24 protein-coding genes are annotated in these 18,906 nt (G+C 56.2%); 13 read left to right on the top strand and 11 right to left on the bottom strand.

From position 1 onward, the window contains the following. Window positions 1-118: 118 nt before the first annotated feature. The 3 genes from RLO149_RS08710 to dusB are packed head-to-tail and all read right to left on the bottom strand — an operon-like array spanning window position 119 to window position 3,555. Complete coding sequence (locus RLO149_RS08710) at window positions 119-1,483, bottom strand: response regulator (protein ID WP_013961712.1); 1,365 nt, start codon at window positions 1,481-1,483, stop codon at window positions 119-121. 12 nt (window positions 1,484-1,495) lie between these two features. Beyond that, the gene (locus RLO149_RS08705) at window positions 1,496-2,575 is read right to left on the bottom strand and encodes a two-component system sensor histidine kinase NtrB (protein WP_013961711.1); all 1,080 of its coding nucleotides are present in this window, start codon (window positions 2,573-2,575) and stop codon (window positions 1,496-1,498) included. Next, a complete protein-coding gene (dusB, locus tag RLO149_RS08700; protein WP_013961710.1) occupies window positions 2,572-3,555 on the bottom strand; it encodes a tRNA dihydrouridine synthase DusB in 984 nt (327 codons plus the stop codon). Before dusB ends, RLO149_RS08705 begins: the two co-directional genes overlap by 4 nt. A gap of 177 nt (window positions 3,556-3,732) precedes the next feature. Here dusB and ispD point away from each other — a divergent pair, with 177 nt between their 5' ends. The 4 genes from ispD to RLO149_RS08680 are packed head-to-tail and all read left to right on the top strand — an operon-like array spanning window position 3,733 to window position 5,827. Then, window positions 3,733-4,398 carry a 2-C-methyl-D-erythritol 4-phosphate cytidylyltransferase gene (ispD, locus tag RLO149_RS08695; protein ID WP_013961709.1) on the top strand — a complete coding sequence of 222 codons (666 nt, stop codon included), beginning with the start codon at window positions 3,733-3,735 and terminating at the stop codon, window positions 4,396-4,398. Then, a complete protein-coding gene (ispF, locus tag RLO149_RS08690; protein ID WP_013961708.1) occupies window positions 4,388-4,867 on the top strand; it encodes a 2-C-methyl-D-erythritol 2,4-cyclodiphosphate synthase in 480 nt (159 codons plus the stop codon). Before ispD ends, ispF begins: the two co-directional genes overlap by 11 nt. Next, window positions 4,864-5,358 (top strand): phosphatidylglycerophosphatase A family protein, encoded by a 495-nt coding sequence (locus RLO149_RS08685; protein WP_013961707.1) that lies wholly within the window; start codon window positions 4,864-4,866, stop codon window positions 5,356-5,358. Before ispF ends, RLO149_RS08685 begins: the two co-directional genes overlap by 4 nt. A gap of 1 nt (window position 5,359) precedes the next feature. Next, the gene (locus RLO149_RS08680) at window positions 5,360-5,827 is read left to right on the top strand and encodes a CinA family protein (protein WP_013961706.1); all 468 of its coding nucleotides are present in this window, start codon (window positions 5,360-5,362) and stop codon (window positions 5,825-5,827) included. A 5-nt stretch (window positions 5,828-5,832) separates the two neighbouring features. On the opposite strand, the gene RLO149_RS08675 is transcribed toward RLO149_RS08680, so the two are convergent. Next, on the bottom strand, window positions 5,833-6,282 hold the full coding sequence (locus RLO149_RS08675) for a type II toxin-antitoxin system RatA family toxin (protein WP_013961705.1): 450 nt from the start codon (window positions 6,280-6,282) through the stop codon (window positions 5,833-5,835). A gap of 68 nt (window positions 6,283-6,350) precedes the next feature. Between RLO149_RS08675 and hpt the strand changes: the two genes are divergently transcribed. Beyond that, window positions 6,351-6,896 (top strand): hypoxanthine phosphoribosyltransferase, encoded by a 546-nt coding sequence (hpt, locus tag RLO149_RS08670; protein ID WP_013961704.1) that lies wholly within the window; start codon window positions 6,351-6,353, stop codon window positions 6,894-6,896. 62 nt (window positions 6,897-6,958) lie between these two features. Here the strand turns inward: hpt and RLO149_RS08665 are convergent, their stop codons facing one another. From RLO149_RS08665 to RLO149_RS08650, 5 genes are all read right to left on the bottom strand, one after another. Next, window positions 6,959-7,150, bottom strand: coding sequence for a hypothetical protein (locus RLO149_RS08665; protein ID WP_013961703.1), 192 nt, complete (start codon window positions 7,148-7,150; stop codon window positions 6,959-6,961). A gap of 125 nt (window positions 7,151-7,275) precedes the next feature. After that, window positions 7,276-8,229 carry a lipoyl synthase gene (gene lipA, locus RLO149_RS08660; protein WP_013961702.1) on the bottom strand — a complete coding sequence of 318 codons (954 nt, stop codon included), beginning with the start codon at window positions 8,227-8,229 and terminating at the stop codon, window positions 7,276-7,278. A 97-nt stretch (window positions 8,230-8,326) separates the two neighbouring features. Further along, a complete protein-coding gene (locus RLO149_RS08655) occupies window positions 8,327-8,899 on the bottom strand; it encodes a hypothetical protein (RefSeq protein WP_245538150.1) in 573 nt (190 codons plus the stop codon). Beyond that, window positions 8,841-9,020, bottom strand: coding sequence for a hypothetical protein (locus RLO149_RS24110; protein WP_245538149.1), 180 nt, complete (start codon window positions 9,018-9,020; stop codon window positions 8,841-8,843). The genes RLO149_RS08655 and RLO149_RS24110 overlap by 59 nt, the downstream gene beginning before the upstream one ends. A gap of 104 nt (window positions 9,021-9,124) precedes the next feature. Further along, complete coding sequence (locus RLO149_RS08650; RefSeq protein ID WP_013961700.1) at window positions 9,125-10,291, bottom strand: DUF6456 domain-containing protein; 1,167 nt, start codon at window positions 10,289-10,291, stop codon at window positions 9,125-9,127. 332 nt (window positions 10,292-10,623) lie between these two features. On the opposite strand from RLO149_RS08650, the gene RLO149_RS08645 reads away from it, so the two are divergent. After that, a complete protein-coding gene (locus RLO149_RS08645) occupies window positions 10,624-10,914 on the top strand; it encodes a DUF6477 family protein (protein WP_013961699.1) in 291 nt (96 codons plus the stop codon). Window position 10,915: 1 nt separating this feature from the next. Here the strand turns inward: RLO149_RS08645 and RLO149_RS08640 are convergent, their stop codons facing one another. Then, entirely contained in the window at window positions 10,916-12,457 is a 1,542-nt protein-coding gene (locus tag RLO149_RS08640; protein WP_013961698.1) for a trimethylamine methyltransferase family protein, read from the bottom strand. A 199-nt stretch (window positions 12,458-12,656) separates the two neighbouring features. Here RLO149_RS08640 and guaA point away from each other — a divergent pair, with 199 nt between their 5' ends. From guaA to RLO149_RS08605, 7 genes are all read left to right on the top strand, one after another. Next, on the top strand, window positions 12,657-14,225 hold the full coding sequence (guaA, locus tag RLO149_RS08635; RefSeq protein ID WP_013961697.1) for a glutamine-hydrolyzing GMP synthase: 1,569 nt from the start codon (window positions 12,657-12,659) through the stop codon (window positions 14,223-14,225). A 314-nt stretch (window positions 14,226-14,539) separates the two neighbouring features. Then, on the top strand, window positions 14,540-15,331 hold the full coding sequence (locus RLO149_RS08630; protein ID WP_245538148.1) for a tyrosine-type recombinase/integrase: 792 nt from the start codon (window positions 14,540-14,542) through the stop codon (window positions 15,329-15,331). Window positions 15,332-15,368: 37 nt separating this feature from the next. Next, window positions 15,369-15,737 carry an IS66-like element accessory protein TnpA gene (gene tnpA, locus RLO149_RS08625; protein WP_013961420.1) on the top strand — a complete coding sequence of 123 codons (369 nt, stop codon included), beginning with the start codon at window positions 15,369-15,371 and terminating at the stop codon, window positions 15,735-15,737. Beyond that, window positions 15,734-16,081 carry an IS66 family insertion sequence element accessory protein TnpB gene (tnpB, locus tag RLO149_RS08620; RefSeq protein ID WP_013961421.1) on the top strand — a complete coding sequence of 116 codons (348 nt, stop codon included), beginning with the start codon at window positions 15,734-15,736 and terminating at the stop codon, window positions 16,079-16,081. The genes tnpA and tnpB overlap by 4 nt, the downstream gene beginning before the upstream one ends. Before the next feature lie 61 nt (window positions 16,082-16,142). Next, window positions 16,143-17,756: an IS66 family transposase gene (gene tnpC, locus RLO149_RS08615; RefSeq protein ID WP_013961422.1), complete on the top strand. Its 1,614-nt coding sequence runs from the start codon at window positions 16,143-16,145 to the stop codon at window positions 17,754-17,756. Further along, entirely contained in the window at window positions 17,756-18,052 is a 297-nt protein-coding gene (locus tag RLO149_RS08610; RefSeq protein ID WP_013961423.1) for a hypothetical protein, read from the top strand. The genes tnpC and RLO149_RS08610 overlap by 1 nt, the downstream gene beginning before the upstream one ends. Beyond that, window positions 18,006-18,602 (top strand): tyrosine-type recombinase/integrase, encoded by a 597-nt coding sequence (locus tag RLO149_RS08605; protein ID WP_245538147.1) that lies wholly within the window; start codon window positions 18,006-18,008, stop codon window positions 18,600-18,602. The genes RLO149_RS08610 and RLO149_RS08605 overlap by 47 nt, the downstream gene beginning before the upstream one ends. On the opposite strand, the gene RLO149_RS23110 is transcribed toward RLO149_RS08605, so the two are convergent. Beyond that, window positions 18,550-18,840 (bottom strand): helix-turn-helix transcriptional regulator, encoded by a 291-nt coding sequence (locus tag RLO149_RS23110; protein ID WP_148264333.1) that lies wholly within the window; start codon window positions 18,838-18,840, stop codon window positions 18,550-18,552. The genes RLO149_RS08605 and RLO149_RS23110 overlap by 53 nt on opposite strands. Window positions 18,841-18,906 lie beyond the last annotated feature (66 nt).

Raw genomic sequence — 18,906 nt, 5'->3', positions numbered from 1 at the left:
TCCACAATGGAAACCACTCAAGACCCTCACATATGATGTAGCGCCATTGGCGCGAACCGCTCTATTTTGTGATTCTCAACAGGAGGTGTCCCCTGATGGCCACGTTTGTGTGGCAGTTTTACATCAATTTGCGACGCCGTGTCACCTCTATATCCAAGTCGGTGATCTTTTTTCTGAGCGTATTGCGATTTATTCCAAGTAAATCAGCGCATTTGGCCTGATTTCCACCTGTTGCTTCCAGTGCAATTTCGATCAAAGGCGCTTCGACTTCGCGCAGGATTCGCGCATATAGGCCCGTCGGCGGCAACATGTTGCCATGCAAATCAAAATACCGCCGCAGGTGGCGTTCAACGGATGCGCCCAGTTTTTCGGTATTGCCCGCCGCGCGCATAGGCTCCAGATCGGGCTGCGCACCCAGCACCTGCTCAACCTCGGAACCGGTGATTTCTGCGGCCCGGCTGGTCAGGCCAAGCCGCCGTATCGCGTTTTCCAACTGCCGCACGTTGCCGGGCCAACTGTAGTTGCGAAATATCTCGGCGGCGGCATCCGAAAGAGTGCGCGGTGCTGCGCCTGATGCCTCGGCACGCGTCAGAAAATGCTCCGCCAGCAGCGGAATGTCATCAACCCGCTCGCGCAGGGATGGCACGGTAAGGGTTGCACCGCTGAGGCGGTAATAAAGATCCTTGCGCACATTGCCTGCCTCCATGGCACCGGCGAGGTCTGTCTGGCTTGTCGCAAGAAAGCGCGGGCTGTATTCGCCCGGCGAATCCATCATGCGAACCAGCCGCGCTTGCAATTCTTCGGGCAGGTCGGCGATTTCCTCAACCAGCAGCGTGCCCCCTTTGACACGCGCCAAAAGACGCGCTGGACCCTCAAGCTCCTGAAAGTCCGCCGCAGTTGCTGCAACGAAGGGCAAACTGCGCCTGTCTGAAAAATCATGGATGGCGCGGGATATCAACGACTTGCCGGTGCCTGATTCCCCCCAGATCAAAACCGGAAGGTCCGCATTCATCACCCGTGCCACGACCCGGTAAAGCGATTGCATCACAGCGGTACGACCCACAAGGGGCAGATCATCCGGGCGATCATCACTGGCCACAGGTGCACGCCGGTTCTGCTGCTGAAGCTCAAGCGCGCGCGCCGTGCGCTTCATCAGGTCCGGTAAATCAAATGGCTTGGGCAAATAATCGTAGGCCTCGGCCTCTGCGGCCTGAATGGCGGTCATGATCGTGTTCTGTGCCGAGATCACGATCACCGGCAAGCCGGGCCGATCCTGCGCAATCTTCGGCAGCATCTCAAGACCGTTTCCGTCTGGCATCATCACATCCGATATCACGACATCGCCTTTGCCCTCGCCCACCCATCGCAGCAACGTGGTCAGGCTGGAGGTCGCATGCACCTTGCAACCCGCCCGCGTCAGCGCCTGTGTGAGGACGGTGCGAATTGTCCGATCGTCATCTGCTACCAGTATTGTACCGTCCATGGCCTGAGCCTCCTATGAGTCGTGGGTAACGGCATCTTTTGGGGCGCGCGCCAAAGAGATGCGAAATACAGTGCGACCGGGTACCGATGTGACGGAAATCCAGCCATGGTGGTCAGAGATGATTTTGCTGACCAGCGCGAGACCAAGGCCCGTGCCGTTCTCCCTGCCCGACACAAAGGGGTCAAAGATATCGCCCTTGATCATTTCAGGCAGCCCCGGACCGTCGTCAATCACCTCAATCTGCAGTGGCAGCGATTGACCAGACCCGTCAGAACGCCTGAGCCGGAAAGAGTGCTCGAAATAACTGTGCAGCCTGATTTTGCCCGGTGTACTGCCCGCTGCTTCTGACGCATTCTTGAGCAGATTCAGAACCACTTGCAGGAGTTGATCCGGATCACCGTATGCCAGTGGCAGGGAGGGGTCATAATCTTCGATGATATTCATATGCGCGCCAAATCCCAGCAATGCGGACCGGCGTGCACGATCCAGTACATCGTGGATATTCACGGGTTTGAAATCCGGCGCAGACAAGTTTCCAAATTGCTCGACCTGACTAAGCAGCTTGACGATACGGCGGCTTTCTTCGACGATTAAATCCGTAAGCTCAAGATCTTCCGCGCTTAAATTCATGCTTAGCAACTGCGCCGCGCCGGTGATACCCGCCAGCGGGTTTTTGATTTCATGCGCCAGCATTTCCGCCATGCCGATGGCGGATTTCGCAGCTGATTTAACGGAATAGTTCTGCGTCATCCGCCCGGCCAGTTCGCGCGGGGAAATCATCAGGATCATGTGGCCGGGGTGCCCCAATAGGGGCGCTACCTGCAAGTCAGACTGCATTGGTGCGCGCGATCCGCCCCCCACATCCACGTCGTTCACGAATAAGGGCGTGTTGGTTTCGCGGGCCCGCTCAAACGCGGATTCGAGCGGGTCGTTCACCGCGATCTGGTCCCAAACCGGCATATCACGCAAGGATTTTGCCGAGACATTCAGGAACCCTTCGGCGGCAGAGTTCATGTCCACAATGCCGTTGTCAGGCCCCACGATCAGGGTCGGAACGGGCAGGCTTGCCCATAATGCATTGTCGCGCATCATGCGGCCACCGGTGCCTGCCAAGCGCAGGCCTCGCGTAAAAGTCCGTCCGTCGTTGCCGCATCCTGAGCGGTTAAAACCGCCTTGCGCAGGTCCTTGGGCGCAGAACAGGTGTCCATGTACCACCCCAGATGTTTGCGCGCGACCTTTACGCCCAGATCATGCCCGTAAAAGCGGATGATGGCCGCATAATGGGTCCGCACCATGTCTGAAAAAGCCTCTCCGACGGGGATTGCAGGCGCTGGTGCACCGTAAAGGTCATGTGCGATCTGCGAAAGCAGCCAAGGCTTGCCGCGCGCCCCGCGCCCGATCATGACACCGTCAGCGCCCGAAAGCCGCAACGCCTGTTTCGCGGATACGCTGCATAAAATATCGCCATTCGCGATAACGGGAATCGATACCACTGACTTCACACCCGCGATGGCGGCCCAATCCGCGTGCCCCTTGTAAAACTGGCACCGGGTACGGCCATGAATAGTCAGCATCCGGATGCCCGCCTCTTCCGCCCGGCGCGCGATCTGAGGCGCATTGAGCATCGCATCATCCCATCCCAATCGGGTCTTGAGTGTAACCGGGATTTTGACCGCCTTCACCACCGCCTCAATCAGCGTCATTGCATGATCCGGAGTGCGCATCAGCGCCGATCCGGAATAGCCCTGTGTGACCTTTTTGGCCGGGCAGCCCATGTTTATGTCGATGATACGCGCGCCCTGCCCTTCGACCATACGGGCGGCTTCGGCCATCAACCCCGGCTCGCGGCCTGCGAGCTGAACGGCAGTACCCTCTGCAGACAATCCGAGTTCGGCCTTTTCCTGGCTGCCCGGACGCGCATTCAGTATATCCGCGCTCGCCACCATCTCGGAAACGACAAGGCCCGCCCCGAAGGACGCAACAAGATCACGAAAAGGCCGATCCGTGATTCCAGCCATCGGCGCCAAAAGCACCGGGGGCATCAAATCGATGGTGAAAGAGCCGGAATTCATCTGCTTAATCCTTGAGCAATGCCTGATTATTAACAGTTTAGCGCTTTTCTCTCAATAATCCAAAGGCCTTCGAGGGGTGTGGTTCGGCTACTTGCCTAAATTTAAGGCAGCTTTCTGAACGATTGCGTCGCACGGCGCAAAGCCATAAACACATGTAATGAGTGAGGCGGTCATGCCATGAAGGTTGGTGCAGTCATTGTCGCGGCAGGGCGCGGAATACGAGCGGGGGGTGACATTCCCAAGCAATGGCGTCCTTTGAAAGACGGGACCGTCGCCCAACAGGCCATTCGCGCTTTCACACAACATCCGAACATTCACGATGTCGTGCTGGTGCTGCATCCCGATGACATCAAAACCGACCTGTGGCCACGCGAGCCCGGCCTCGTCATCGCCAATGGCGGCCCCTCGCGCAGTGCCTCCGTGCTTGCAGGTTTGCAGATGCTGACTGGCAAAGCGGATGCAGCACTGATCCACGATGCCGCCCGTCCTTGCGTGACGGGCCGCGTGATCGATGACGTGATCGGCGCGCTTGAGACCGCAGAGGCGGCCGCCCCCGCGGTCGCTGTGGTGGATGCGCTTTGGACCGGCGAAAACGGACGGGTTTCAGGCACGGCGGATCGCACGGGTCTCTACCGCGCACAGACACCGCAGGGCTTTCATCTGGAACCGATTTTACGCGCTCACCAACAGTTTCCCGAGGGGGCTGCCGATGACGTGGAAGTTGCGCGTCGTGCCGGGTTTGACGTTGTCATTGTGCCGGGAGATGAGGATAATCTGAAAATAACGCTGCCCGACGACTTTGCCCGGGCTGAGGCAATCCTGAGGGCTCGCGATGGACATTAGACTTGGCAATGGTTTTGACGTGCATGCTTTCGGGCCCGGCGATCATGTGACGCTTTGTGGTGTGGACATTCCCCATGCGCAGGGGCTGGTGGGGCATTCCGACGCTGATGTAGCGATGCACACAGTGACGGACGCGATTTATGGTGCGTTGGCCGCTGGCGATATCGGTCGGCATTTCCCACCGAGTGATCCACAGTGGAAAGGGGCCGCGTCCGATGTCTTTTTAAAGCATGCGGTGGCTCTGGCCAGTGAGCAAGGTTTTGAAATCAACAACATAGATTGTACTTTGATCTGCGAATTCCCAAAGATTGGTCCACATGCACAGGCCATGCGCGAGAAAATGGCCGAGATTATTGGCATGGCGCTGTCACGTATATCCGTCAAGGCGACCACGTCAGAAAGGCTTGGCTTTACAGGCCGCGGCGAAGGGATCGCCTGCATTGCTACCGCCGCCTTGGTGCGCTCATGAGCCAGTTTGCAAAGATGATCGCGACCGTGCTCGGGGTTGGTTATGTCCGCCCTGCCCCCGGAACATGGGGCTCATTAGTTGCGCTTCCTTGGGCGTGGCTGTTGCATGTCATTGGTGGGTTTCCCTTGTTGTGCCTCGGCGTGGTTGCGGCTTTTGCCAAGGGATGGTGGGCCACGGCTGTCATGACCAGAGACAGCGACGACCATGATCCGTCGGAAATCGTGGTGGATGAATTGGTCGGGCAATGGATTGCGCTGCTCCCCCTTTCTTATGCCGCGTGGTCGATGGGGATGAATATTCTCGTGATGTGGCCCGGCTGGATCGCAGCCTTCGCGTTGTTCCGGCTGTTTGATATCTGGAAACCCGGTCCGGTCGGATGGGCAGATCGGCGCGGTGACGCACTCGGTGTCATGCTGGATGATGTCATCGCGGGCATCTTTGCCGCGCTTGGCGTGCTGCTGCTTGCCGGGCTTTATCACGGGCTTATGTGAGATGACGCTCGCCATTGATGTTCTGGAAGCTGCGAAATCCAAAAACGTGATGATCGTCACTGCCGAAAGCTGCACGGGCGGCATGGTGGCTGCTGCATTGACTGACATCGCCGGATCCTCGCAGGTGGTGGATCGCGGATTTGTCACCTATTCCAATGCCGCCAAAACCGACATGCTGGACGTTCAGTCTGAAACATTGGAACGATATGGCGCAGTCTCTGAACCGGTGGCGAAAGAGATGGCGCTGGGCGCGTTGCGCCATTCAGCGGCGCGTCTTGCGATCTCTGTCACAGGCATTGCAGGACCGGGAGGATCGGAACACAAGCCCGAGGGCCGCGTCTGTTTCGCCTGTGCCATCGACAAGGAATTGCGTGTGGAAACGATAGAGTTTGGCGCGTTGGGTCGCGATCAGGTGCGCGCCGCCGCCCGCGATCATGCACTCAGAATGATCTTGACCGCTCTGCGTTGACAGGTTCAGGCGTTGCCGTACAAGGTCTGCGCCCGCATCTCGAAGGCGCGTACGATACGCTGCATCGCTTCATTAAAAACGACGCCAATCAGCTGCTGCAAGATCATGTTGCGAAACGCAAAATCTACGAAAAACGACACCTCGCATCCGCCCTCGACGTCCTTGAATGCCCAGTTCGATTTCATGTACCGAAAAGGCCCATCAAGGTATTCCGTGTCAATTTGCTTGTCGTCAGGCATCAACACAACACGGCTTGTAAAGCGTTCGCGAAAGACTTTGAAGCTGATCACTAAATCAGCCTCCATTACAATGGAATCGCCCTGCGGCACTGTGGATTTGACACGCGCAGCCGAGCACCACGGCAAAAACTTCGGGTACTCGGTCACATCTGCAACCAGATCATACATTTGTTGCGCACTATACGGCAGAGTGCGGTTTTCAGAGTGCGTTGGCATTGATTTGTCAGGCTCGTCCAGTTAGCCCTCATGTCCTATGTTCACCCGATTAATTCAAGGTAAAACACATGGTAACGCGTCCTTATGTCATAGACGAGATGATCTCGGCCAAATCAATCGCGGCGCGCATAGAGGAACTCTGCAAGGAAATTCACAGCGAGTTTTCCCAAACGAATAAACTTGTGGTGGTCGGCTTATTGCGTGGCAGCTTCGTCTTTATCGCAGATTTGGTACGTGAGCTTGATCTGCCCATCGAGGTCGATTTTCTTGAAGCGTCCAGTTACGGCGACGGCATGGAAAGCAGTCGGGAAGTGCGCATTCTCAAAGACTTACGCGGCGCAATCGAAGGCCGCGACGTGCTGGTTGTCGAAGACATCGTAGACACAGGCCATACGCTGAACCATGTGACCGGGTTGTTGAAAAGCCGCCTGCCCGCCCGATTGAAATCCATTGCATTGCTCGACAAACCGAGCCGGCGCGAAGTCGATTTCAAAGCAGACTGGACAGGTTTTGAAATTCCGGACGAATTTGTGGTCGGGTACGGCATTGATTTCGCGCAGCGCAACCGAAACCTACCCTACATCGGAAAAGTCCGGTTTACCGAGCCTGACTAGCGAATTTGTCCCGATGCGCGGTAGCTGGCTTTACACCAAGACACCGACTTTACCGGGTGTACTTACGAACCAAAGCTCGCGCCCATTCCCACATCAGTGTCGTCACCATGATGACCCGTCGCATCCTGCTCGTCCTGTGCAAGAATGGCCGCAATGGCATCATCAATATGACAGGATGCGACGTCGTATTTGTCGCAGTCCAAAGCGGTTTGGATATCGCGCAAGGCGAATACGGCCCAATGATTATTCGACATATGGCAGTGTCCAACGATGTAGTTAGTACAACGGGTGAAATTTTGTATCACCCTCGACTATCGTTTAGGTTGTGTAAAGTACTCAAACCCGTTTTTATCTACCAATGGCCATTTTGGCACGGTTTTCATGCAGTACTCAGACGCGCCTCGCGCGCAGCACGCAGTCGTGCAAAATCATCTCCTGCATGATAGGATGATCGCGTCAACGGCGTTGCGGACACCATCAGGAATCCTTTGCCAAACGCGGCCTTTTCATAGGCTGCAAATTCATCAGGCGTCACGAAACGATCAACACCGTGGTGTTTCGGCGTGGGCTGAAGATATTGACCGATGGTCAAAAAATCGATGTCTGCAGCGCGCATATCGTCCATGACCTGCATCACGGATTGGCGGTCTTCTCCCAGACCCACCATGATCCCGGATTTCGTGAACATGCGCGGATCAAGCTCTTTTACCCGTTGCAGCAAGCGCAGCGAATGAAAATACCGCGCGCCCGGTCGCACTTCTGGATAGAGACCCGGCACGGTTTCAAGGTTGTGGTTAAAAACATCGGGCCGCGCTTCGACAACCGTTTCGAGCGCGTCGGGCGCGCATTTGATGAAATCAGGCGTCAGAATTTCTATGGTGGTGGCGGGGCTGCGGTGACGTATGGCCCGAATCGTCTGGGCAAAATGGTCCGCACCGCCATCTTCTACGTCATCTCGATCAACCGATGTGATGACCACATGATTGAGGCCCAGTTTTTCAACCGCATGTGCCACACGGCCCGGTTCGAACGCGTCAAGATCCTCGGGCGGTTTTCCGGTTGCAATGTTACAAAACGTACAGGCTCGGGTACAGACTTCGCCCATGATCATCATGGTCGCGTGGCCCTGGCTCCAGCATTCGCCCACATTCGGACAGCCTGCCTCTTCGCACACCGTGACCAGCCGGTTTTCCCGCATGATTTTCGCAGTTTCCGCATAGCCTTTGCCACCGGGTGCTTTCACACGAATCCAATGTGGCTTTTTGGGCTGTGGGCTATCGGCGCGGCGCTGTTTTTCCGGATGGCGCTGCTCGGGAATTTTAATGTCACGCATCTGCTTTTCCAGACTAATTATCCATTCCCTATGTATCACAACAACCGCTTAGCGAAAGGTCCCGCGACGCATGGCCGCTATTACTCAGGCGATATTGTCAGAACGCGCGTCTGAAACCTACCACAAAGGCGTTTGAACCGCCGTTCGGTTCCAACGTGTCAAAGGCGTTTGAGCGATGGTGAATACGCGCAAAGATCGTTTCATCTGCGTTTCTGGTGGCAAATTCCGCTTCGAGAAACCAGTACACAAGATCACGGCGCGACTCGCCGTATTTTTCACGTTCGACGTTTGAAATTTCGGAATAATGTGATCCGCCGAGACCAAAGGAAAAACTGTCAAAGGCATCCCACCAGCTTTCTTCGGGATAGTACCGCAACACGACAGGCACGACTATTTCGTAAAAACCCTGATCGCCAAAGTGCATATTTGCCTGAAATTCGATCCCGAATGAAAAGCGGCTGTCGCCAATCGGCACGTCATATCCGGCGAGCAACCCGAGCAGGTAGTTGTCAACAAATTCGACTTTCGATGGGTTGATCGCATCATGCGCACGCTGATTGGTCATGATGCCGGTCTGATAGCCTAATGACCACGTACCCTCGAGCGGCACGTCAGCCCGTGCTGTGCCAGATGCGAGCAGCCCCCAAATCACCACGTACGATAGACGCATGGCAGCGCTTATCGCCCGCCGTGTTTTTCCAATCTGCATGGCCCACCCAGAAATCGCCCGTTCCTCGACCGAGATGCACGGTTTTATCCTCGATCTCAACCGCAATGTGCACAAAAACCATGATCGTTTCCTTAACTAGGCTCAGGTTGCGCAGCGCCGCAGGTCTGAAAGCTGCCAGTGTAAAAGTGACGTAATCGCGCGCTCGACCACCGTGGAAACACGGGGTTATCCGATCAGCGGACCACCCGGGCCCACAGTCTCATCATAATGGCGTTTCAAGCGCATCAGAGCGATCCGCAACACGATCTTGCCCGACCGCGCGGACCAGCCGAGCTTTTTCTCTGCGGTTTCGAGACCTTCAAGATAACAACAACACCGCAGCACAACATCAGACAGCCCCGGACCCAGTTCTGACAATGCATCCGCCACGCGCTTGCGGGCATTGGACGGCCCGTCATTCACGCCACTGTCGGGTACATAGCTGCCATGATCGCCAGCTGTCAGAAAGCTGTCCCAATTTTGCGTAACGCGCGGGCCCATCTGAGCCAGTTCAAAGTCTTCGCGCAGTTGCTCACCTGCGGAAACAAGATTATCTGTCAGGAATTGCTCGCCGTTTTTGTCCTTGCGCCGCGCCAGCGCCGTCAAAGGGCTTTCCGCAAGATTATAGCGCATGCGCCGCGGGCGTTCAGTTTCAATGTCCTCCGACGCTCCCCATGTGGATGTCGATCCCACAAAAGCTGTCTGGCTCTCTGCAAACCCGGGCGCGTCGTCTGCCCTCACATGATCCATCATGCCCTCAAGTGCCGAGCGGCCTGCAGGCGTAATTGTATAACGCGTGATTTTTCCGTTTTGCTTGGGCGAAATCCAATCCTTGAGCGCAAGCGCTTCGGCAAAGCTTCGGTTGACCACTCCTGTGCGTGTCGCAGCACCGGCAACGCCGTCGCGCACAATGACAGCCTTTTCCATCTCTGTCGCAACAGCCAGAACAGCGCCTGTTTCACACAAGCGACGCAGAACGCGCACAGCTTCAGCCTCAAAGTTTTCATCCTCGGCCGCTCCGGCGGGCTGGTCAGGTCGGCGGATTTTTGATTGAAAGGTCATGGCGGTTGAGTCCTCTTGTTCTGGTGTGGCGGGTGTCAGGCAGGGTTTGAAATGCACATGCCCAAGGTTGCGCAGCGCGGCATCTACCAGCGGGTCGTCGCGCCGCGTCTCGATGCGTCTGATCTGGCGCAGGATGGTCGACGCATGGCAACCTGCGGCCCGTGCCAATGCACGGATTGGCAATCCGGCCTCTGTATGCGCAAGATACATCTGCGCGGCAGAGGGCACCCAGTCGGGCAGCTGCAGGCTATCAATTGGGTGGGTATATGTGAGCGTCTCAAGGTCTTTCATTGGGCAGTCACCAGTCGTTTTTTATGGTTGCATTTCTATTCATTAATGCAACCTAAGGGAGAAACTGGTTACCTGTTCGTTAATACGGGTAGATATGCAAAGTATTGTATCTTTTACATAAACAGTATTTAAACGACCGCCCGGTATAATGCCGATTTGCGCAACAGTCCTGCCTTATTCTGAAAACCCGGCCTACCCATAAAAAGGGTAAACAAGGTATAAACCACCCCGCGCGACCGTCCGGCGGCCTGCGCAACACCCGTATAAAGTGTGTCATAAACTTAGCTCGAACATCAGCTCATCTGGTGTCGATCAAGAAAAGGACACGACCCATGCAAGACATTCTCTCCATGTTGCACGCCCTGCGCCGCCCTGCACTTTTGATGCGTGCTGCCCGAATTGGTGCCGAAGATTATCGCCGCAGCACGCACTTACCGCGCCTGCTTGGCTACGGTGTCCTGCCGCGACATGGATCTGCCTTGCTGAAACTGATGGAAATAGAAAACGAGCTGAACACGCAGCGCGTAAGCGGCAACAGCAGCTATAGCCTCGTCAAACATGTGGATGTGCTGATCGCAATGGTCAGTGAGGCACGCGTCTTGCGCGCCGCACAAACGGCGTGATCTACATAAAGCTGTCGGGTTCTTCCGACTTCTTGCGCGCGACGAAATCAGACAAGGCTTCGGCAATCGCCGGGTCCAATGCAGGTTGCTGATAATCCGCCAGCATTTTCTCAACACGCAGGCTGGCGAGCGTTTGCGTATCCCGCGCGCCCTCGTCTTCCCACGTCTCAAAGGGTTTGTAATCCAGCAGATCGGACTTCCAGAACGCTGACTTGAAATTGTTTTGGGTGTGATCGCAACCAAGGTAATGCCCGCCCGGCCCAACCTCGCGAATGGCGTCCATCGCCTGCGCATTCTCGTCAATTTCCACGCCGCGCGCCAGATGGTGCAAGGTGCCGAGTTGATCCGCGTCCATCACAAACTTTTCGAAGGATGACACCAACCCGCCTTCGAGCCAACCACAGGCGTGCAGCATAAAGTTGACCCCTGACAGCAGCCCCATGTTGAGGCTGTTTGACGTCTCATATGCGGCCTGCGCATCCGGTAATTTGGACCCGCAGAATGAACCCGCGGACCGGAACGGCAGACCCAGCCTGCGCGCCAGTTGACCCGCGCCATAGGTGATATGCGCAGCCTCTGGTGTCCCAAAGGTCGGTGCCCCTGAATTCATATCAATCGAGGTCACAAACGCGCCCATGATGACCGGCGCTCCGGGCCGGATCAGTTGGCTATAGGCGATGCCGGCCAGAACCTCGGCCAGAACCTGTGTCAGCGTGCCTGCCACAGAGACAGGTGCCATCGCGCCACCCACGATAAAGGGCGAGATGATGCAGGCTTGATTGTTACGTGCGTAAACCTCCAACGCGCCCATCATCACATCATCAAAAGTCATCGGTGAATTGATGTTGATGAGCGACGTCATCACCGTGTTTTCCTGCACGAAGTCTTGGCCAAACAGCACACCGCACATATCCACACTGTCCTGCGCGCGGCTCGGTTCCGTGACAGAGCCCATGAACGGCTTGTCGCTGAGCGTCATATGCGCGTGCAGCATGTCAAGATGGCGCTTGTTCACCGGGACATCCGTGGGCTCGCACACAGTACCACCCGAATGATGCAGCCACTTGGACATATAGCCAAGCTTCACGAATTTGCGAAAGTCCTCCATTGTGGCATAGCGACGTCCGCCAGCCATATCGCGCACGAAGGGCGGGCCATAGACCGGCGCCAGCACGAGGTTCTTACCACCGACCACGACCGAACGCTCCGGATTGCGGGCATGCTGGGTGTAACTTGACGGGGCAGTTTCACAAAGCTTGCGCGCCAGCCCACGCGGGATTCGCACGCGTTCGCCGTCCACATCGGCACCGGCATCGCGCCAGCGCTGCAAAGCCGCAGGGTTTTCAACGAAATTGACGCCGATTTCCTCAAGCAACGTTTCCGCGTTGGTCTCGATAATCTCCAGCGCTTCTTCGCTCAGCACTTCGAAGTTCGGGATGTTACGTTCGATATAACGCGCAGTCTCGAATGACACTGCGGTTCGCGCAGCCCGGCGCGCAGCACCACCACCGCCGCGACCTCTTCTACGTTCTGCTACCGACATGTTCACACCCTCACGCTCGCTGTTGCACTGCACCTACCCCATCTGCCATTCGACGCGCCCGCTCAGAACGGCTTTGCAGGGAAAAAAGCGACATGCGCAAATATAACGGCACCGTATTTCAGCGAAAAACATGCGCGCCTGTCCAAGCACTCTAATTCTCAGGCTTGCCACGCCTTCTCAGGCGGCATAATCAGCCCACATGAGCACATCTGACCATGACCGCCTCCTCATTATTGATTTTGGCAGCCAAGTGACGCAGCTGATTGCACGTCGCCTGCGCGAACTGAATGTTTACTGCGAAATTCATCCCTTTAATCTGGTCGACGATTCTTTTCTCGACACCTTCAAACCCAAGGCCGTGATTTTATCCGGAGGACCCTCTTCCGTTTTTGCGCAAGGGGCACCGATGCCCCCGGCCACTGTATTTGAACTTGGCGTGCCGATCCTGGGTATTTGCTATGGTCAGCAGGTGATGATGCATTGCCTCGGCGGCAAGGTCGAACGCGGACACGGCACCGCAGAGTTTGGACGCGCATATGTCACCCCGACTGCGCGCAGACTGGACATTCTGCAAGGCTGGTTCGAAACCGATCAGGACCGTGAACAGGTCTGGATGAGCCATGGCGATCACGTCAGCCAGATCGCGCCCGGGTTTGATGTTTTTGGCACCTCGCCCAACGCGCCTTTTGCAATCACTGCTGATACAACACGCCATTTTTACGCGGTGCAGTTTCACCCCGAAGTCCATCACACGCCCAATGGCGCCAAATTATATGAAAATTTCGTCCGACTGGCCGGGTTCAAAGGCGATTGGACCATGGGGGCCTACCGCGAAGAAGCCATCGCAAAGATTCGCGAACAGGTGGGCAGCGGGCGCGTGATCTGTGCGCTTTCAGGGGGCGTGGACAGTTCCGTTGCTGCCGTTTTGATCCACGAAGCCATCGGCGACCAGCTGACCTGCGTCTATGTGGATCACGGGCTGATGCGCAAAGACGAATCGGCGCAAGTCGTTGGCATGTTTCGAGAGCACTATAACCTGCCCCTGATCCACGCGGATGAATCGGATTTGTTTCTGGGCAAGCTTAACGGCGTCAGCGACCCCGAAACCAAGCGCAAGATCATCGGCGGGCTGTTTATCGAGGTCTTTGAGAAATACGCCAAGGAGATTGGCGGCGCTGATTTTCTGGCCCAAGGCACGCTATATCCCGACGTGATCGAATCGGTCAGCTTTTCGGGTGGCCCCTCAGTCACGATCAAATCGCACCACAACGTCGGCGGGTTGCCCGAGCGGATGAACATGCAACTGGTGGAACCGCTGCGCGAACTCTTCAAAGACGAGGTCCGCGCTTTGGGTCACGAGTTGGGCTTGCCCGCCAGTTTTATTGGCCGCCATCCCTTCCCCGGACCGGGCCTTGCCATTCGCTGCCCCGGTGAGATCACCCGCGAAAAGCTCGATATCCTGCGCGAAGCCGATGCAGTCTACATCGATCAAATCCGCAAACATGGTCTGTACGATGAAATCTGGCAGGCGTTTGTGGCGATCCTGCCCGTGCGCACCGTGGGTGTCATGGGCGACGGGCGCACTTATGATTTTGCCTGTGCGCTTCGGGCTGTTACGTCGGTTGATGGCATGACCGCGGATTACTACCCCTTTTCCCATGACTTTCTGGGAGAAACCGCAACCCGGATCATCAATGAGGTACCCGGCATCAACCGCGTGACCTACGACATCACCTCAAAACCACCCGGCACGATCGAATGGGAATAATTTTGCCTGCGCTAGCGTATCCGATTTCTCTCCACAACGCGATATAAGTATCTGATAATAAACAATACAGCATGCGAGATGCTTCACTATCTATCGGTGGGCTATCGAATATTATGACGGTATATCTGACGGTATGCGAGACTTTAAAATCTGTCGAAATCTGATATACCGTCAGCACTTCGAATGCGATGACGGTATAAATATCTTCATAACATGCTGATTTACTGGGTAAAATCTCAAAATCGGATATGGAATTCTAGCTGACGGTATATTTCCGTATTTTCGCTCGATAAACCCAGATTTGGGAGAGTGTTATGCTGACAGATGCCGCCCTTAGATCCCTGAAACCAAAGAACAAATTGTATAAAATTTCGGACCGTGACGGTATGTACGTCACGGTTCAACCTTCGGGCACAGTCGTGTTCCGTTTCGACTATCGTTTGAATGATCGTCGTGAGACGCTCACCCTTGGTCGATATGGCTCAGCGGGCCTATCTCTGGCTCGCGCTCGAGAGGCATTGATCGATGCGAAGCGTCTCATTGCCGAAGGTCGTTCGCCCGCGCAGGAGAAGCAACGCGACAAGCGTCGCCTGAAAGAAGCGAAGAGCTTCGGTGAGTTTGGCGAACGGTGGTTGAAAGAAGCCAAGATGGCGGACAGTACGCGCGCCATGCGGCGTTCCGTGTTTGAGCGGGATATTCTTCCAACGTTCCGAAATCGGTTGCTGTCGGAGATCAGTGCTGACGACCTGCGAATGAGATGCGCAACGGTAAAGGATCGCGGCGCACCAGCGACCGCCGTCCATGTTCGGGACATCGTGAAACTCATCTACGCATTCGCGATCCTTCACGGAGAGAAAGTCGCCAATCCTGCGGATGAGGTTGGACCGTCGTCCATAGCCACGTTCGTTCCAAGAGACCGGTCGCTGTTGCCCTCAGAGATAAGGATCATGCTGAACCAGCTTGAACATGTCGCGACCCTTCCGACCATTCGTCTCGGTGTCAAAATGTTCCTGTTGACCATGGTGCGCAAGAGCGAGCTTCAGGGTAACCGCGCGATTGGTACCGCCTGCCTGATTTTGGCTTGTTGCGTTAAGACACGTGCATAACGACGTCGTTAGTGACGTGTCTTATGTGGAGGGTGTCATGCGCGGTGAGGTTTTAGGTGTTGAGCGTCGGCGTCGCTGGAATGACGATGACAAGTTGGCGATTGTTTCATCCGTCGGAATTGACGGGGCGACTGTCACGCATGTTGCGCATAGGCACGATGTGACGCGCCAGCAGATTTACAGATGGCGACATGAGCTTAAGAAGAAGGGGCTGTGGCCCACCGGCGAGGGTGCAGTTTTTCTGCCAATTGACTTCCATATTGCAGAGGCTGTGACACCACCGCCTGAGCCCACGCCGCCATCTGCTGTGGAGCTTCGCTTGAGCAATGGACGTTGTTTGCGATTTGACACTGCCGTGGACGCCGCCGCGCTGACACGACTGATCCGCGCGGTAGACGCGGCGTGATTGGTCCGGGAACTGGGGTTCGGGTCTATCTGGCTTGTGGCGTCACGGATATGAGGAAAGGCATCGCGGGCCTTTCGGCTTTGACCCAGGATGTGCTGCGTCAGAAACCGGCGGGTGGTGCGGTGTTCGCTTTCCGGGGGCGGCGAGGTGATCGGCTGAAGTTGCTGTATTGGGATGGCCAAGGGTTTTGCCTGTACTACAAGGTTCTAGAGCGCGGCCGATTTCCATGGCCAAGCGCCAAAGATGGTTCTGCGCGGTTGACCTCTGCGCAGCTTGCGATGCTCTGGGAAGGGATCGACTGGCGACGTCCGGATTGGGGCGCTCCGCCCGCGCGTGTAGGGTGATTTACGTCTGTATGGGCGTTATTTATATGGTGCCTCAGCCTGCTTTTTGGTAATCAGACGCATGTCGAAACCCGCTGAAAACCTCTCCGATGATCCTGCTGTATTGAGGGCGATGATCGCAGAACTACAGGCTGAAAACGCCAAAATCTCGGCGACGCTGCGGGTCCATGATCAGCTGGTCCAGGCGCTTCGTTTACGGATCGCTAAACTCCAGAAGCTGGCTTTCGGCAAGTCCTCGGAAAAGATTGAACGCGAGATCGAGCAACTTGAACTGGCGCTCGAAGACTTGCTGGTTGCCGTGGCCGAAACCGATGATGCGCCCATCGATGAAGGGTTGGACGAACCCTCGCAAGAGGCTGCCGATGCGCCCGTTTTGCGCCGCCGCCCGCGCGTCTCGGATACGACCCTGCGGGAGCGCCATGAGCTTGATCCTGGCACGTGCTGTCCTGACTGTGGTGGTGATCTGCGCGTGGTGGGAGAGGATGTCAGCGAGTTGCTGGATATGATCGCGGCGCAGATGAAAGTCATCCAGATCGCCCGCATCAAGAAATCCTGCCGTCGTTGCGAAAAGATGGTGCAGGAGCCCGCACCGAGCCGCCCGATCTCGGGCAGCATGGCGGGACCAAACCTGCTGGCCCACATTTTGGTCTCCAAATTTGATGATCACCTTCCCCTCTATCGTCAGCACGAGATATTTGCCCGCATGGGTGCCGACATCCCAGAAAGCACGCTTGTTGGCTGGTGTGGGCGGGCAATGAAAACCCTGTCGCGGCTTATAGTGCGGATCGAGGCCGACATCATGGGCAGCGATCTGCTGCATGCGGACGATACGCCGATCCGGGTGCTGGATCGGTCAAAGCGCGACAAGGGTCTTGGAAAAGGGGTCAGACAAGGCCGGATCTGGGCCTATGTGCGGGACCAACGCCCCTGGGCGGGGACTTCACCACCCGGTGCCGTCTATCGGTTTGCGCCAGACTGGAAGGAAGAGCATGTCCTTAGCCATCTGGCTGACGCGCGCGGCATTCTGCAAGCCGACGGCTATAAGGGATATGCCAAACTCTACGTGCCTGAACCGGGTGGCGTGCCGCGTTTACGCGAAGCGGCCTGTTGGGCGCATCTGCGGCGTGACTTCCATGATTTTTGGGCATCGACCAAATCCGAGATCGCCCGCGAGGCGCTCGACCGGATCGGCAAGCTCTACGACATTGAGCGTGACATCAACGGTCAACCCGCTGACGTCCGTCATGCCGCGCGGCAAAAGTTGAGCAAGCCAAAGGTCACGGCCTTCTTTGCCTGGTCTGAACAACAACTCCTGCGCATTCCCGGCAAAAGTGATCTGGCCAAAGCCTTCAGGTATGGGTTGAGCCGCAAGGATGCGTTCAGCCTGTTCTTGACTGACGGTCGTGTGGCCATCGACAACAATCCCGCCGAGCGTGCCCTGCGCCCGATTGGAATCGGCAGAAAAAATTGGCTATTTGCAGGGGCGGATACCGGTGCAGAAACTCTCGCACGCGCCATGACGGTCATTGAAACGGCCAAGCTCAACGGTCTCGACCCGCAGGCCTATCTTGCTGACATTCTCGACCGCATTCACGATCATAAGGTCAACCGGCTGGATGAGTTGCTGCCGTGGAACTGGGCACCGCTGAACGCGACCCATTCAGAGGCTGCCTGATGGCTGCGGTGACACATGTCTGCACCATCGACTATGTCGCCAAAATGCTGAGCGAGGACGTCGAGCTTCTCGAAGCGATCATCTCCAACGACGACAACCTCACATATGGCAACATCGTCAGCGTATATGCCGGCGCTGACGAAACCGTCTCCGCACTGACCGACGACGGCATCACGGAGCTGAAGGACATGATCGGCGACGCCCGCGCAATCACCAAAACCTGGCATGAATTCCTTGATGACTTCGTAGATGACGCCGAACTTGTCGCCCGCATCAAGGCTAAATCACCGCGGTAACAATGGAGCGGTTACGCTTCAGGACGCCACTTGGGATGAAGTCGATTTTGAGAACGCGGTTTGGTCGATTCCGAAGGAAAGAATGAAGCGATCCAAGCCCCATAACATTTACCTGGCACAACAGACGATCGACATACTGATCGCGCTGAAGACCTGCGCAGGCAATTCCAGATATCTGCTTCCGTCGCGTTATGACGCGGATGCCCCAATGTCGCGGGCGACATTCAACCGCGTAACAAAAGCTGTAATCATACGAGCGCAAAAGGAGGGCCTACCTCTGGAACACTTCACCGTTCACGACCTGCGCCGCACCGGTTCGACGCTGTTAAACGAGCTGGGGTTCAATGGTGATTGGATTGAAAAATGCCTTGCACATGAGGATGGTCGGTCGTCGCGCGGCATATACAATAAGGCCGAATACGAGCATCAACGCCGCCATATGATGCAGGAATGGGCCAATCTTGTTGATGCTTGGGTGTCTGGCCAGAGGTATCAACCTACGCTCTATCCGCCGGCGATGGACCTCCTCGTCCCCGAGCCGACAATTTGACCGGGCGGGCTTTGCGCAAGCGTACGTCAGGTACAGGGGCACGTTTGTTGGTCTTGAGATCCGACAACCTTCGGCGCTCATCGAGCCATGCTTCTACCTCTGCTTGATCCCAAACCACACACCTGGCTGACAGATGAAACCGTCTAGGGAATTCTCCCCGCTTTTCGAGTTCGTAGATCGTGGTGTCAGATAACGGTACCATCTCCCTAAGCTGATGACGCCTAACCGTTCTTTTCATGGTCCCATACTCGCACATGACATGACGCATCCTTTCGATTCATGCAGATGAGTTTCGATAGAATGC

Source organism: Roseobacter litoralis Och 149 (genome assembly GCF_000154785.2).
Taxonomy (GTDB): Bacteria; Pseudomonadota; Alphaproteobacteria; order Rhodobacterales; family Rhodobacteraceae; genus Roseobacter; species Roseobacter litoralis.
Note: the sequence above shows the minus strand (reverse complement) of the source record. Positions and strands in the feature narration are given on the sequence as shown.

What these genes read in the sequence shown, in the direction of transcription:
- RLO149_RS08710 (WP_013961712.1), bottom strand. Translation starts at nt 1,483, where the DNA reads ATGGACGGTACAATACTGGTAGCAGATGACGATCGGACAATTCGCACC.
- RLO149_RS08705 (WP_013961711.1), bottom strand. Translation starts at nt 2,575, where the DNA reads ATGATGCGCGACAATGCATTATGGGCAAGCCTGCCCGTTCCGACCCTG.
- dusB (WP_013961710.1), bottom strand. Translation starts at nt 3,555, where the DNA reads ATGAATTCCGGCTCTTTCACCATCGATTTGATGCCCCCGGTGCTTTTG.
- ispD (WP_013961709.1), top strand. Translation starts at nt 3,733, where the DNA reads ATGAAGGTTGGTGCAGTCATTGTCGCGGCAGGGCGCGGAATACGAGCG.
- ispF (WP_013961708.1), top strand. Translation starts at nt 4,388, where the DNA reads ATGGACATTAGACTTGGCAATGGTTTTGACGTGCATGCTTTCGGGCCC.
- RLO149_RS08685 (WP_013961707.1), top strand. Translation starts at nt 4,864, where the DNA reads ATGAGCCAGTTTGCAAAGATGATCGCGACCGTGCTCGGGGTTGGTTAT.
- RLO149_RS08680 (WP_013961706.1), top strand. Translation starts at nt 5,360, where the DNA reads ATGACGCTCGCCATTGATGTTCTGGAAGCTGCGAAATCCAAAAACGTG.
- RLO149_RS08675 (WP_013961705.1), bottom strand. Translation starts at nt 6,282, where the DNA reads ATGCCAACGCACTCTGAAAACCGCACTCTGCCGTATAGTGCGCAACAA.
- hpt (WP_013961704.1), top strand. Translation starts at nt 6,351, where the DNA reads ATGGTAACGCGTCCTTATGTCATAGACGAGATGATCTCGGCCAAATCA.
- RLO149_RS08665 (WP_013961703.1), bottom strand. Translation starts at nt 7,150, where the DNA reads ATGTCGAATAATCATTGGGCCGTATTCGCCTTGCGCGATATCCAAACC.
- lipA (WP_013961702.1), bottom strand. Translation starts at nt 8,229, where the DNA reads ATGCGTGACATTAAAATTCCCGAGCAGCGCCATCCGGAAAAACAGCGC.
- RLO149_RS08655 (WP_245538150.1), bottom strand. Translation starts at nt 8,899, where the DNA reads ATGCGTCTATCGTACGTGGTGATTTGGGGGCTGCTCGCATCTGGCACA.
- RLO149_RS24110 (WP_245538149.1), bottom strand. Translation starts at nt 9,020, where the DNA reads ATGGTTTTTGTGCACATTGCGGTTGAGATCGAGGATAAAACCGTGCAT.
- RLO149_RS08650 (WP_013961700.1), bottom strand. Translation starts at nt 10,291, where the DNA reads ATGAAAGACCTTGAGACGCTCACATATACCCACCCAATTGATAGCCTG.
- RLO149_RS08645 (WP_013961699.1), top strand. Translation starts at nt 10,624, where the DNA reads ATGCAAGACATTCTCTCCATGTTGCACGCCCTGCGCCGCCCTGCACTT.
- RLO149_RS08640 (WP_013961698.1), bottom strand. Translation starts at nt 12,457, where the DNA reads ATGTCGGTAGCAGAACGTAGAAGAGGTCGCGGCGGTGGTGGTGCTGCG.
- guaA (WP_013961697.1), top strand. Translation starts at nt 12,657, where the DNA reads ATGAGCACATCTGACCATGACCGCCTCCTCATTATTGATTTTGGCAGC.
- RLO149_RS08630 (WP_245538148.1), top strand. Translation starts at nt 14,540, where the DNA reads ATGCTGACAGATGCCGCCCTTAGATCCCTGAAACCAAAGAACAAATTG.
- tnpA (WP_013961420.1), top strand. Translation starts at nt 15,369, where the DNA reads ATGCGCGGTGAGGTTTTAGGTGTTGAGCGTCGGCGTCGCTGGAATGAC.
- tnpC (WP_013961422.1), top strand. Translation starts at nt 16,143, where the DNA reads ATGTCGAAACCCGCTGAAAACCTCTCCGATGATCCTGCTGTATTGAGG.
- RLO149_RS08610 (WP_013961423.1), top strand. Translation starts at nt 17,756, where the DNA reads ATGGCTGCGGTGACACATGTCTGCACCATCGACTATGTCGCCAAAATG.
- RLO149_RS08605 (WP_245538147.1), top strand. Translation starts at nt 18,006, where the DNA reads ATGACGCCGAACTTGTCGCCCGCATCAAGGCTAAATCACCGCGGTAAC.
- RLO149_RS23110 (WP_148264333.1), bottom strand. Translation starts at nt 18,840, where the DNA reads ATGAAAAGAACGGTTAGGCGTCATCAGCTTAGGGAGATGGTACCGTTA.